The 13767-nt window shown below is 50.9% G+C and carries 9 protein-coding genes and 1 pseudogene; 9 read left to right on the top strand and 1 reads right to left on the bottom strand.

All coding sequences use genetic code 11. From position 1 onward, the window contains the following. Positions 1 to 199: hypothetical protein (locus C7B82_RS32515; protein ID WP_219904600.1), on the top strand; the 199-nt coding region annotated here is incomplete at its 5' end. Here the strand turns inward: C7B82_RS32515 and C7B82_RS33880 are convergent. Further along, positions 182 to 1058: pseudogene (locus tag C7B82_RS33880) on the bottom strand (ISAs1 family transposase). The gene C7B82_RS32515 and the pseudogene C7B82_RS33880 overlap by 18 nt on opposite strands. Before the next feature lie 282 nt (positions 1059 to 1340). Here C7B82_RS33880 and C7B82_RS19820 point away from each other — a divergent pair. The 8 genes from C7B82_RS19820 (at position 1341) to C7B82_RS19785 (ending at position 13465) form a co-directional block, all read left to right on the top strand. Next, positions 1341 to 3857, top strand: a complete 2517-nt coding sequence (locus tag C7B82_RS19820; protein WP_106258008.1) for a two-partner secretion domain-containing protein — start codon at positions 1341 to 1343, stop codon at positions 3855 to 3857. A gap of 204 nt (positions 3858 to 4061) precedes the next feature. Continuing rightward, positions 4062 to 6764 carry a CHAT domain-containing protein gene (locus C7B82_RS19815; protein ID WP_106258007.1) on the top strand — a complete coding sequence of 901 codons (2703 nt, stop codon included), beginning with the start codon at positions 4062 to 4064 and terminating at the stop codon, positions 6762 to 6764. Between the two features lie 5 nt (positions 6765 to 6769). Then, positions 6770 to 7621, top strand: a complete 852-nt coding sequence (locus C7B82_RS19810; protein ID WP_106258006.1) for a DUF928 domain-containing protein — start codon at positions 6770 to 6772, stop codon at positions 7619 to 7621. Positions 7622 to 7638: 17 nt separating this feature from the next. Then, positions 7639 to 9909: a CHASE2 domain-containing protein gene (locus C7B82_RS19805; RefSeq protein WP_106258005.1), complete on the top strand. Its 2271-nt coding sequence runs from the start codon at positions 7639 to 7641 to the stop codon at positions 9907 to 9909. Next, positions 9906 to 10535 carry a response regulator gene (locus tag C7B82_RS19800; protein WP_106258004.1) on the top strand — a complete coding sequence of 210 codons (630 nt, stop codon included), beginning with the start codon at positions 9906 to 9908 and terminating at the stop codon, positions 10533 to 10535. Before C7B82_RS19805 ends, C7B82_RS19800 begins: the two co-directional genes overlap by 4 nt. Before the next feature lie 241 nt (positions 10536 to 10776). Then, entirely contained in the window at positions 10777 to 11427 is a 651-nt protein-coding gene (locus tag C7B82_RS19795; RefSeq protein ID WP_106258003.1) for an MOSC domain-containing protein, read from the top strand. 58 nt (positions 11428 to 11485) lie between these two features. After that, positions 11486 to 12355, top strand: a complete 870-nt coding sequence (locus tag C7B82_RS19790; RefSeq protein ID WP_106258002.1) for an alpha/beta fold hydrolase — start codon at positions 11486 to 11488, stop codon at positions 12353 to 12355. A gap of 114 nt (positions 12356 to 12469) precedes the next feature. Further along, positions 12470 to 13465, top strand: coding sequence for an alpha/beta hydrolase (locus C7B82_RS19785; protein ID WP_106258001.1), 996 nt, complete (start codon positions 12470 to 12472; stop codon positions 13463 to 13465). Positions 13466 to 13767 lie beyond the last annotated feature (302 nt).

Below are 13767 nucleotides of genomic sequence, written 5' to 3'. Positions count from 1 at the left end.
TGGCGGTTTACGACAGCCGATGCACGCATCAAACTACAGCGACTTTACCCATCAACTGAAAATTGACAGACCACTAGCAACGCGGCGCACTTACGAAGTAGCGCTCAAAGAGCTAGTGCTACTCAGAACTCAAAGCTCAAAACTCTTCCCGACACTCCTGACCCCACACCCGACACCCCCATCATCGAAGCAGGGCTGATCTATTGAAAAAAGGAAAAGAGCGTCGGATATCATGGGCGAGACGGCGTAACCCTTGGGTGATGGAGTCAGAGCCATGGTGCCGAAAGAGATTAAGCGACATGGTGCGCACAACGGCAAAATTCGCTGGGGCATGGCCATCACATAAGGGAGACCGATCTCCTTGAAGGATCACATCTTTGACCCAATGCAGACGATTTTCAATGTGCCAATGTTGGCGAATGCGTTGAGCGAACTCGGCAGCATCCAGAGTCAACGAACTGATGTAGAACATTGTTTCGGTCAACGGTCGGTCCGCTCTGGTACCCACTCGCTCCACTCGAATGATCCGTTGGACGCCCACCCACTGCGGATCAATGTCGGCTACACGGTCTAAGATACTCACCGTGCGTTGCGTTTGGCGGTCACGGGTCGGTTCCGTTTGACTGTCTACACTTGGGGCTGGAACGTGCTCAAACTGAGTCTGTAACTGCTCAAATAACGTCGGTTGGTTACGCTTGACGGCAATCAAATAGTCATTACCACTGTGGATCATGCGTGCCACTGTTTTTTTGGGTGTGCAAGGCATCGAGACTAAAACACACACCCTTGAGTTGCAGCTTTTCCAACAACACTTCCACCGTCTGAATTTCGCTGGTTTGCTGGCTCCGCATGGTTTCTAACCCGACGACGACACCTTGCGTCACACTAAACGCGGATACCACGCTGACAAAAGCTTGATAAGGCTGGTCGTAGTCGCTCACACTCGCTTTGATCGCTTTGCCATCGATCGCCAAATGTTCAGCATCAGCCGGAGCACAATGTTCTTGTGCCCAAGCATTGAAGGCGTTCGTGAACAGCTCAAATTTGACCCTAACCATGATGCGGCGCAGGGTCGATTCTATTTTCTACGGCTGATAGATCAGCCCTGCCATCATCGAAGCGACTGGTTGGCAAATCGCTCCAAATGGAGTGATTATGCTCGTTGCGACGACCCCTGACCCAACGGTACAGAATCAGTTGCATCAGTCAGTCGCCTGTCAAGGGAGACAGTAGTAAAAGTAAAATTAATTCACTCCTCTTACCTGGTCGGAGCCTGTTTTGGTTGGAGTAATTGTGCCAAGGTAGCCTATCCTATCCATATCACTGCGAGAGGAGTCAACATGAGCCGATCGCATTTCAAAGCATGGGTTTTAACGGGCAGTCTCCTGAGTGCGTGGCTGTGTGCTGCACCGATCGCCGCGCAAATTGTGCCTGATGCCACATTGCCTGCGGGAGAGCGATCGCAAGTTTCTGGCAATCCCACTGTGCAAATTGACGGTGGGACACGGCGAGGCGGTAATCTGTTCCATAGCTTCAGCCAATTTTCGGTGCCAATGGGTGGCTCTGCTTACTTCAACAACGCCGCTGACGTACAAAATATCTTCAGTCGTGTGACGGGTGGGTCAGTCTCTAATATTGATGGGGTGCTGCGGGCAAATGGCACAGCGAATCTATTTTTGCTGAATCCCAATGGCATTCTGTTTGGTCCGAATGCGCAACTTAATATCGGTGGTTCCTTTGTGGGGACGACTGCCAACAGCATCAACTTTGCCGATGGGTTTCAGTACAGCGCCACCATACCCCAAGTGGCACCACTCTTGACGGTGAGCGTTCCGACTGGCTTGCAGTTGGGGCAAAATCCGGGAAATATTCGTGTGCAAGGGAATGGCTACAATTTATCGGTTCAGGTGCCGATCTTCTCACCCATTAATAGAGGGAATAGCACCTCTGGTCTACGGGTGCCAGCCGGTCAAACCCTTGCTTTGATTGGAGGCGATCTAGACATTGATGGCGGCACCCTAACAGCAGAGCAAGGACGCATTGAGTTGGGCAGCGTGCGCGATGGGCAAGTGAACCTCAGTGCTACGACTTCTGGCTTTGCGTTTGCTTATCAAGCAAACCAACGTTTTGGTGCTATTCGTCTCTCGCAACAGGCGTTAGCGGATGCTAGTGGTAGCGGATTAATTCAGGTGCAAGGGAATCAAGTATCGCTGGTGGATGGTTCACTACTGTTGGTTCAAAACCGGGGAACTCAAGCAGGTGGAAGCATCGGGGTTAAGGCTGCTCAGTCCTTAGACGTCAGTGGAACTGATCCACAGGCGAGAATTGTGGGCGGCTTATATAGTGAAACTGCGGGACTTGGACGTGGGGCAGATATTACAGTTTCAACTCAGCAGTTAATTGCACAGGGTGGGGCGGGAACTGCTGCTCGCTCCTACAGTTCTGGTGATGCTGGCAATATAACTGTAAATAGTTCTGACTCTATCCAACTGATTGGATTTTCGTCTACAAATCCTACTCTTATCAGTGTTATCGGTAACGGCTCATTCAACTCTGGAAATGGAGGAACGATAACGGTATCGACAGGGCGATTAAGTGTTTTAGAGGGAGCAGCTTTAGCAACTACCCCTTTTGGATCCGGCAAGGGTGGCGCTGTGACGGTGAACGCAACTGAAGCAGTAGAAATAGCAGGAGTGACACCTATTTTCACTCGAAGCAGTGTGTCCTCTAACGCTCTCAATGCTGGCGATGCTGGAGTAGTAACGATCAATACGGCAAGGCTGGTGCTTCACAACGGAGGCACTGTCAATACTTCCACTTTAGCAACTGGTAACGCTGGCAGTGTCACTATCAATGCCAGCGACTTTGTCGAGGTCAGTGGTACCGTGCTTGGCAATCCTCTTTCCAGTCGTGTAGGTTCGTCTGCCTCTATTGTGGTTGAATCCTTACGACAAATTTTTAGACTGCCTGACAGACCAAGTGGGAATTCAGGTAGCGTAACCATTAACACTCCTCGTTTGAACATTAGTAATGGTGCAAACATTGGTGTCAATAATCAGGGCACTGGGAATGCTGGCACATTGCGGGTGAATGCCAACTTAATTTTTCTTGATCGTGGCGGTTCAATTACTGGGGCTACTGTATCCGGGGAAGGGGGCAATCTTGACCTGAATGTGAGGGATGTTTTGTTGCTGCGGAACAACAGTCAAATCACGACTTCAGCGGGTGGCAATGGTGGCAATATTCGGATTGATGCAGGCTCGATCGTCGCCATTCCCACTGAAAATAGCGATATCCGTGCCAATTCTGTGAACGCTCGTGGTGGTAACGTCACGATTAATGCTGCTGGCATCTTTGGGCTTCAGTTTCGCCCTCAAGACACGCCTTTGAGCGACATCACCGCTACGGGAGCTACTTCTGCCTTAAGTGGCACGGTGCAACTCAACATCAATCGGCTTGATCCCACCTCCGGCTTGGTTGCACTGCCGACGACTGTGGTTGATGCCTCGCGTCTCATTGCTCAGGGTTGTCCCGCCAACCAGGGTAATTCGTTCGTCATCAGTGGTCGCGGTGGTTTGCCACCTACGCCGGAACAACAATTGGATGATGATGCCGATTGGCGTGATCGGCGCAGGTTAACTGTGGCTCAGCAAGCAGTGAGTAGGGTAGGAGTCAGAAGTCAGAAGCCAGAAGTCAGAATCAACTCAGAACTCAAAACTCTTCCCGGCACCCCCATCATCGAAGCTACCGGCTGGCAGGTAACTCCCACCGGAGCGATCGTTCTAGTTGCCACCACACCTGTCCCAACCATGCAGAATCCATTAAGTCAATCCATCGCCTGCCCAGTCAGGCAGTAAACTACTTAAAGTATGCTAACTAGCCAATCTTCCCTGGTCTGAGACTGTAAAACTTGCGATAACAAGACGAAACGCCAACATCATTCGCTTTTATCAACCGCATCGCCTGACAACAGGATTCGGAAGGAGCCTCACAAGCAGATGAATGAGGAGTATCAGAATAGGCGAACTCATCGAAAGCAGGCTGGCTTGCAGCGTTTCTGCATGAGAAAAGGCTGGTTGCGCTTCCTTTCATGCACCTTGCTCGGACTGTTTCTTGCGATCGGTTTTCATGCCGGACTGGCTGCTGCGACCGAGCGACCAAATACTTGGTTTCAGGCAGAGCAAACAGGGCGATCGCTCAGTACTCTATCCCAGTCTCTTCAGTCCGCTATCACGCCTCCCCCCGCCGAACTGGTGCAGCAGGCAGAAGAGCGATATCAGGCAGGGCAACTTTTAGACGCGATCGCCCTCTGGCAAAAGGCCACAGACCGTTACGGGCAGGAGGGCGATCGTCTCAATCAGGCACTTATACTTAGTTTTCTCGCCACTGCCTTCAGCGATCTGGGACAGTGGACACAGGCGCAAGGAGCGATCGCAGATAGCCTTGCTTTCATTCAAAACTCAAAACTTGAAACTCAAAACTCCAATCTAGTTCTTGCCCAGGTGCTCACCACTCAAGGACAGTTACAACTCGCTCATGGTCAACCGTCAGAAGCGTTTAAAACCTGGCGCATGGCTGAAGCTGCCTATCGTCAAGCAGATGATCCAACTGGCATTCTGGGTAGTCAGATTAATCAAGCCAGAGCCTTACAGTCAGAGGGACTTTATAGACGAGCAACCGTTTTGCTGACGCAGGTAGAACAAGCGCTACAAAGCCAACCTGATGCGCGTTTACAGATGACGGGTTTGCGGAACCTGGGTAAGGTTTTGCGGTTGGTAGGCAATCTGGCTCAATCGCGGGCTGTGCTGGAACAAAGTCTGGCGATTCTCCAGAGGAGAGGCTTTGCCAACGCTGAGAAAGTTCAAGATCAAACCGCGCGATCGACATCAGAGCTAAGCGGCATTCTCTTCAGCCTGGGAAACACGACCCGCGCTCAGGGAGAGACGGATACAGCATTGACGTTTTACCAACGGGCATTAATTACGGCTCCGTCGCTGACAGCAAAAACACAAATTCAGCTTGCACAGTTCAGTTTACTTGTGGAGGCGAACCGACAGGCAGAGGCTCAACGTCTATTGCCGCCGCTGCAAGTCCAGCTTGCTCAGTTGCCAGCGGGTCGTCTGGCTGCGTATGCGCGGATTCATCTGGCGCAGAGTTTGGTCAGACTGAGGAGTCGGGGAGCGGGGGAGGCAGGGGGAGCGGGGGAGGCGTCAGCCCAAGTTTTCAACGGTGCGGCTCGGGGGCTGGCTATGGCGATGCAGCAGGGTCGTAACATGGGCGATCGGCGTGTCGAATCCTATGCGCTTGGTACTTTAGGGAGACTGTATGAGAACACCCAACAATGGGACGCTGCCAAAACGCTGACTCAACAGGCGCTCAGTCTCGCTCAGTCTATTGATGCGCCAGATATTGCCTATCAGTGGGAGTGGCAACTCGGACGGCTTTTCTGTCAAGGTACACAACCTTGCTCATCGACCGGGGGCTTGGAAGAAGCTACCGCTGCCTATGCCGAAGCGGTCAAAACATTGCAATCGCTTCGCAGTGATCTGGCAGCAATCAATCCAGAGGTGCAGTTTTCCTTTCGAGAAAGCGTTGAACCCGTTTACCGACAGTTTGTGGAATTGTTGTTGCAATCTGACAGTGATGCGCCCAGTCAAAACAACCTGAAACAAGCGCGTGAAGTCATTGAAGTGCTGCAATTGGCAGAACTTGATAACTTCTTTCGAGAAGCCTGTACCAATGCACGTCCGGTTAATATTGACCAGCTTGATCCTCAGGCGGCGGTCATTTATCCCATCATTTTGCCCAACCAGTTAGCCGTGATTTTGGCGTTGCCGAATCAACCCTTGCGCTATCACAAGACATCGCTTCCCCAAGTGGAATTAGAGCACCGCCTCACGCAAATGCGGCAAGCGCTGAGACCGACCGCCTTTGTGGAAGATTGGTTACCCGTTTCCCAACAGGTTTATCAGCTTCTTTTACAGCCTGTAGAGACGGAACTGGTGGCAAGTGGTGTGAAAACCCTCGTCTTTGTACCGGATGGTTTGCTCCGCAGTTTGCCGATGGCGGCGCTTCATGATGGACAGCAGTATCTGATTGAAAAATACAGTGTGGTGCTTACGCCTGGGTTGCAACTGCTGCAAGCCCAATCTCTACAACGATCGCGGCTGCAAGGACTCCTGGCAGGCTTAAGTCAAGCGCGTGAAGGCTTTGCGGCATTGCCGAATGTGGCGGTTGAAATTCAGCAAATTAAAGCTGAAATTCCCTCTAAGACACTGCTTGATCAGTCATTTACTCAGCGATCGCTGCAAACTCAGGTTGATGCCACGGACGCGTCCATTGTGCATTTGGCAACGCACGGTCAGTTTAGCTCGAAGGCAGATGACACGTTTATTTTGACCTGGGATGGCCCCATCAACGTTAAACAATTGGATCAACTGTTGCGCACACGAGAAGGCAATTTGAAACCGATCGAACTGCTGGTGCTGAGCGCGTGCCAGACGGCAACCGGGGATAAGCGTGCAGCTTTAGGCATGGCAGGGGTAGCGGTGCGATCGGGGGCACGCAGCACGCTTGCTTCCTTATGGTCAGTCAGCGATCGCTCCACTGCATCGCTGATGATTCAGTTTTATCGTGAGTTAGGCAAGCCTGGGGTGACGAAAGCTGAAGCCTTGCGCCGCGCTCAAGTCGCTTTGTTACAGCAAGATGATTACACCTCGCCTTACTACTGGGCACCGTTTGTTCTTTTAGGAAATTGGTTGTAAAAAACATGATATCTAACCTCAAAGTGCTTCTACACATCATTCCCATCGGCATTGCTCTAGTTTTAGAACTAGCGATCGCGCCTGCGATCGCTTCGCCAGCAATATTCCAACAAAGATCCCCCTTAATCCCCCTTCAAAAGAGGGGAACGGAGTTATCTTTAGCCCCCCTTTTGAAGGGGGGATGGGGGGATCGAAGGGCGGAACCCCAACTTGCACAAAGCAATCCACCACCACCACCGACGAATCCGGATAGCTCCTCAGCAGGGGGACGGCGTGATCCATCCAACTGTCCTCAAGATGTGGGAGCGGCAACACCAAGCCCGTTGCTGACAGCCCTTAGCCCCACGACGAAACCAGGACGCACAGTGGTAGAGCGTCCCACCTTTCTCGTCTATGTGCCCAAAACCAGTGCGAAGAATGCCGAATTCAGCCTCAGTAGTCGAGGTGGTCGTGGCGTTTATCGAACCATGATTGCTTTAACCAATACACCCGCTTTGATCAACATTACCCTGCCTGTGCAGGCAAAGCCTTTAGAGATTGACAAACCCTATACCTGGTCGTTTGCCATCATCTGTAATCCAAACGATCGCCTGGAGGATCGCTTTGTTACGGGGATGGTTCAACGCCTTGAGCTTGATCCGGCTCGTCTACGCCAAATCCAGCAGGCATCGCCTAGAGAACAGGTGGCACTCTATCAGCAAGCAGACGCTTGGTACGATGCTCTCGCCCTTTTGTTTCAGCTAAAACGCAGTCAACCCAAGGACTCAAACATCAGCACCGCTTGGCGTGAACTGTTGCAAGCGGGGGGAGTGGATACCATGATTGATAGCAACTCCGAGAATGCAAACCCACGTTGAGCGATCGCCTTTATCCTATGTGGACAATTTTCAAGCAGCACCTTTGGCGCTGGCGTGGCGTTTTAATAACCGTTCCCAGCATTGCCGGTGGTTTGCTGCTTTTGCGTTTTGCAGGCGCACTCCAGTTGATGGAGCTAGTGGCGCTGGACCAGATGTTTCGCCTCCGTCCCGTTGAAGCGGTTGATGCTCGCATTGTGCTGGTGACGATCGATGAGTCAGACATCAAACAACTCGGACAATGGCCCATGTCGGATGCGGTGCTGGCTCGCGTCATCACCTCACTCAAACAACAGCAACCCAGGGTCATTGGTCTGGATATCTTTCGCGATTTGCCTGTAGAACCGGGTCATCAAGCACTGGTTAACGTCTTCACCACTACGCCCAACTTAATTGGGGTTGAGAAGGTCATTAGAACGGCTAAAGGAGAAGTCATTCAAGCACCACCGCTCTTAAAACAGCGTGATCAAGTCAGTGCCATCGATCTTTTGTTAGATACAGACGGTCGGGTACGCCGCAGCCTGCTGTATTTAAGAACTCAAGACAATCGATCAATCTTTACGCTGGGAACACGTCTAGCCTTTGCGTATTTGGCAGCGGAGGGGATTAACCGTCAACCCCTTAATCCTGATCAGACGCAGTTTCGGTTGGGTCGAGCCGTCTTTATGCCGTTGAAAGCCAATGCTGGCGGGTATGTGGGTATTAATGCTGGCGGGTATCAAATTTTGTCTAACTTTCCCAAGTTTCAGCAAGGGTTTCACACGATTTCCCTGACGGATGTCTTACAGGGTCGATTGCCACGCGATTTGGTGCGCGATCGCATCGTCTTCATCGGGCTAACGGCAGAAAGCGTGAATGACAAATTCTTCACCGCCTACACGACGGATGCCATTGCTGCATCTGCTGGCGTTGAAGTCCACGCACTGTTAGCCAGTCAATTGCTGAGCGCGGCTTTAGACGGACGACCGCTACTGAACGTCTACCCGGAACCAATGGAATGGGTATGGCTTGTGCTTTGGTCCACGATCGGAGCGGTTATCGGCTGGACAGCTTCATCACCTCGACAAACGACAACGCGAGTGATTCTGTTAGGCGTGGCGCTTTGCGGTGGTGCCTATGGCTTCTTTCTACTAGGCTGGTGGGTGATGATCATGCCACCGCTGCTGGCGCTTGTGGGATCTGCTATCACCAGCAATGGCTATCTGTTATGGGAAAACCTGAAGGAATATGCCCGCACGCTAGAGCAAAAGGTTGAAGGGCGAACCTTGAACCTACAAGAGGAAATTGTCGAGCGCCAACAAGCAGAGTTAGCCCTGATGGAAAGTGAAGCCCGCTTTCGGCAACTTGCAGGCGCGGCTGTGGAAGCGATCGCCCTGATTGAGCAAGGTCGCATTGTGGATGCAAATGAAGCCTTAACCGTAATGTTTGGTTACGCCACCGCCGAGGCGATCGGCATGCCCATAAGCCAACTTATCGATCCATCTGACCAGGCACTTATTGTCCGGCACCTGCAAGCGCACGACGAAGCGTTTCATGAAATTGTCTGTCTCCGCCAAGATGGGACGACGTTTCCAGCCGAAATTCGCATCAAAGTGACGACCTTTGGTGAGCGAGTGGTGCAGATTGCTTCTCTCTACGATATCACCGATCGCAAACGGGCTGAAGAAGCGTCTCTTCTGGATGAGCGTAATCGCATGGCACGGGAAATTCACGATATTCTCGCGCAAGCGTTTACAGGTATCCTGCTGCACGTGGGAGCCGCGATGGAAATCCTGGTGAAAAAGCCAGTTCAGGCAGAAGCGCACCTGGAAACCGTGGATGAATTAGCGCGGTCTGGACTGGCGGAAGCACGGCGATCGGTGGTGGCTCTGCGTCCCAAACTGTTGGAAGAAGGCGATTTGCCGAGTGCTCTCAAACGCCTGACCGCTCAAATGCAAGTGTCTAGCCAGACTCAGCTCACTTGCGACATTATTGGAGCCGTCTATACTTTAGCCCCACACGTTGAGAATCATCTTTTGCGAATTGGGCAAGAAGCCCTCACCAATGCTGTTAAATATGCCTACGCTACGGCCATTGACATTGAGTTAGTGTATGAGGAAACGCAGTGTCTTTTACGCATTAAGGACGATGGGCAAGGCTTTGACGTGGCTCAGGTCTCTTTAGAGCAGAGCTTTGGTCTAGTGGGCATGAGTGAACGGGCTGAACGGATGAACGGTGAATTAATCATCCAAAGCCAGCCAGATCAGGGTACAGAAATTGTTGTGATTGTAAGTCGGGAGCAAAGCCCATGAGTCAACCAGCCGCGATTCGAGTCCTCATTGTGGATGACCATACCATCGTTCAGGAAGGGATTGCCGCCATTATCAATGAAGAAGAGGATATGACGGTGATTGGGCGGGCGAAGAATGGAATCGAGGCGATCGAGTTGTTCCGTCAATTGCAGCCAGATATCACCTTGATGGATTTACGCATGCCTCAAATGGGAGGAGTGGAAGCCATTACGGCGCTTTGTGCTGAATTCAAAACGGCTCGCATGATTGTCTTAACCACCTATGACGGTGATGAGGACATCTATCGAGGGTTGCGAGCAGGTGCAAAGGGCTATTTGCTCAAAGACTCTAAGCCCAGCGAGTTGCGCACAGCGGTTCGTACCGTGCACAGTGGTCAGCAATATATTCCATTACACGTGGGCGCGAAGTTAGCACAGCGCATGAACCATCCCGAATTGACCGATCGCGAGTTAGAAGTCCTACAATTAGTCGCTCAAGGCATGAGTAACCTGGAAATTGGTGCTGCTTTAATGATTACTGAAAGCACCGTTAAATCGAATATCAACCGCATTCTCAGCAAGTTGGGAGCAAAAGACCGCACCCAGGCAACCATTATTGCCATCAGGCGAGGGCTGACCAGCTCTTAAGCCTGTCATACCCCACTCAAGGTTGATTAAGATTATGAACTTAAGTTGGATCAAAATCCATACCTCGGATCAAGCAATCTGTAATCGATCGGTTGCTTAAACAATAAACCATGAATGGACGACAACGTTGAGTGAATCCCCTAAATTAAAGCCATACAAACGATTACAGCGTTGCAGCAAAGGGGATGAAAAACCATAAGGGGTTACCATTGCTTGATAATCAAACACTGTGGGGTTGAAGATGGAACTCATCTCTGTCAACGTCGGACTTCCGCGTGAAGTGACCTGGAAAGGGAAAACGGTGAGGACGGGTATTTTCAAAGAGCCAGTGAGTACCCGCGTTATGGTGCGATCGCTCAATTTAGATGGTGATGGGCAGGCTGATCTCACTGTTCATGGTGGTTTGGAGAAAGCTGTCTATGTCTATCCGTTTGAGCATTACGACCACTGGCGTAGTGAATTACCTGACACCGAGTTGACGATGGGTAACTTTGGTGAAAATTTCACGACCACTGGATTGAAAGAAGAGGATTTGAATATTGGCGATCGGTTTGCGATCGGCACAGTGAAATTGATGGTCACACAACCACGGATGCCCTGTTACAAGCTGGGAATACGGTTTGGGCGACCGGATATGGTGAAACGCTTTCTTGCCAGTCGTCGTACTGGCTTTTACTTCTCCGTTTTGCAAGAGGGCGAAGTCGGGGTGGGAGATACTCTAGAGTTGGTCAGCCGAGACGAGAACAACATCACGGTTGCCGATATCACTCAACTGTATACCCGTGAGCAGACCGATCCAGATTTGCTTCATAGAGCGGCTCATCTCGAAGCGTTACCCGAAAGTTGGCGCGATTACTTCCAGGAGCAGAGCCGTCGTCAGGATATGAGTTAGATTAACTTGCCTTAAAACGCCATCATTTCATCATCATAAACTTACAAGGAGTAATCTCATGACTACATTCCGCACCATTTCGATCGACGGTTTAGATATTTTCTACCGTGAAGCAGGTTCCCGTGATAATCCAACCATTCTGCTATTACACGGCTTCCCAACTTCGTCTCATATGTTCCGTAATCTCATATCGGCACTTGCTGATAAATTCCATCTCGTTGCACCCGATTATCCGGGGTACGGTAACAGTTCCATGCCAACAGTGAATGAGTTTGACTACACGTTTGATCATCTGGCTGAGATCATGGAGAAATTTATCACCGCGATCGATCTCAAAAAGTACAGCCTTTACGTGATGGATTATGGTGCACCTGTTGGCTATCGGCTTGCCGCGAAACATCCAGAGCGGGTGCAAGGGCTGATTGTGCAAAACGGGAATGCCTACGAGGAAGGATTGCGCGATTTTTGGGAGCCGATCAAAGCCTACTGGCACGATCGCTCACCTGAAAATGCTGCCAAGCTGGAGTATCTTGTCACCCTGGACGCAACGAAGTGGCAATATACCAACGGCGTTCGCAACCTGGAAGCGATCAGCCCGGATACCTGGACGATGGATCAACATTTTCTCGATCGCCTCGGCAATGGTGAAATTCAATTGGCATTGCTGTATAGCTATGGCACGAATCCACCGTTATACCCGCAGTGGCAGGAATATTTCCGCAAGCATCAACCGCCTACCCTGATTGTTTGGGGCAAGAATGACTACATTTTTCCTGCCGAAGGTGCTTATCCCTACCAGCGTGACCTGAAAGACGTTGAATTCCATCTACTCGACACTGGACATTTTGCCCTGGAAGAAGAGGGGGAGGCGATCGCAGCCCATATCAGCCAATTTCTTACCTCACGCTTGCAACCCGTTCTTGCCTGATAAGAGGGTGCGGAGACGTTTCACTACTGTCCATCAACGGACATTGTCCGAGTCAGTTAGCTTGACAGTGCCATTTCAACAAATTGTTTACCATCAACAACCGAAGGAGAATATATGATTGCTCAAGCAACCTCGCCAGCATTGAAATTCTTGAAAGTCGCAGACGATCCGCGTCTTTCCAGAGAAGTAAAGGCATTTTTGAAAGTATTGAATTCAGGTGGTGCGCCTTTAGAGACCCTACCGCCGCTCGAAGCGCGTCAAGTCCTTGTGGATGCCCAGGCTTCTGTTCCAGTTGATCTTTCAGGTATTGAAGAGTCTGAGAAAACGATTACTGCTGATGGTTATGCCATTACGCTCAACATCGTACGACCTGAGGGTGTTAAAGGCACCTTGCCTGTTTTCATCTTTATTCATGGCGGCGGTTGGGTACTGGGTGATTACCCCACGCACAAACGTATGGTGCGCGATCTGGTTGTGTACTCAGGCTTTTCCGGTGTCTTTGTTAACTACACTCGCACGCCCGATGCTCAGTATCCCCAGGCGATCAATGAGATCTATGCCGCGACCAAATGGGTTGCCGAGCATGGTGAGGAGATTGAGGTTGATGGCAAAAATTTGGCAGTTGTCGGTAACAGTGTGGGCGGCAACATGACAGCTGTCACCGCTTTGATGGCAAAGGCGAAAGGCGGTCCGCACATTAAGCTGCAAATTATGATGTGGCCGATCGTAGACGCTAGTTTTGAAACAGAGTCATATCATCAATTTGGCGACAAGCGTTTCTTGACGACACCGTTGATGAAGTGGATGTATGACATGTATATCGCTGATCCAGAAAAACGCCAGGACATCTATGCCTCTCCCTTACAGGCTACGGTTGAGCAATTACAAGGCTTACCTCCGGCGCTCATTCAGGTGGCAGAAAGCGATATTTTGCGGGATGGCGGCGAGGCGTATGGGCGCAGGTTGAATGAAGCAGGAGTCAAAGTAACTACCGTGCGCTACAACGGCATGATCCATGACTTTGGGCTGCTCAATGGTTTAGCCGAAGTGCCCGCAGTGCGTTCTCTGTTTATCCACGCAGCGGCTGAACTGAAGAAACATCTGCAATAGAAAACGATCGTTTCTCCTATGCCCAAACCTCGGCGGTTTAAGCTCCTCAATAAGGCGTTATGTCTCATTTTTGGTGCAAACCTCCGAGGTTTACATCAGCTAAGAGATTAGGCAATGACAAGTGAACACATCAGGAGAGACATGAAGATCAACAACAATGACACCGCGATCGTCGTCATCGATCCACAAAATGATGTCCTCAGTGAAACCGGGGTTTCCTGGGATTGTCGGGTAGAGAGGACTCCTTCAATACTTAGGTCTGCTTTGTGTTCCCTGTTGCTCCTGTCTTTCGGTTCAAGAGT

The organism is Stenomitos frigidus ULC18, from assembly GCF_003003795.1.
Taxonomy (GTDB): Bacteria; Cyanobacteriota; Cyanobacteriia; order Leptolyngbyales; family Leptolyngbyaceae; genus Stenomitos; species Stenomitos frigidus_A.
Note: the sequence above shows the minus strand (reverse complement) of the source record. Positions and strands in the feature narration are given on the sequence as shown.

Coding starts and splice junctions, on each gene's coding strand:
- C7B82_RS19810 (WP_106258006.1), top strand. CDS start 6,770: ATGATATCTAACCTCAAAGTGCTTCTACACATCATTCCCATCGGCATT.
- C7B82_RS19800 (WP_106258004.1), top strand. CDS start 9,906: ATGAGTCAACCAGCCGCGATTCGAGTCCTCATTGTGGATGACCATACC.
- C7B82_RS19805 (WP_106258005.1), top strand. CDS start 7,639: ATGTGGACAATTTTCAAGCAGCACCTTTGGCGCTGGCGTGGCGTTTTA.
- C7B82_RS19815 (WP_106258007.1), top strand. CDS start 4,062: ATGAGAAAAGGCTGGTTGCGCTTCCTTTCATGCACCTTGCTCGGACTG.
- C7B82_RS19790 (WP_106258002.1), top strand. CDS start 11,486: ATGACTACATTCCGCACCATTTCGATCGACGGTTTAGATATTTTCTAC.
- C7B82_RS19820 (WP_106258008.1), top strand. CDS start 1,341: ATGAGCCGATCGCATTTCAAAGCATGGGTTTTAACGGGCAGTCTCCTG.
- C7B82_RS19795 (WP_106258003.1), top strand. CDS start 10,777: ATGGAACTCATCTCTGTCAACGTCGGACTTCCGCGTGAAGTGACCTGG.
- C7B82_RS19785 (WP_106258001.1), top strand. CDS start 12,470: ATGATTGCTCAAGCAACCTCGCCAGCATTGAAATTCTTGAAAGTCGCA.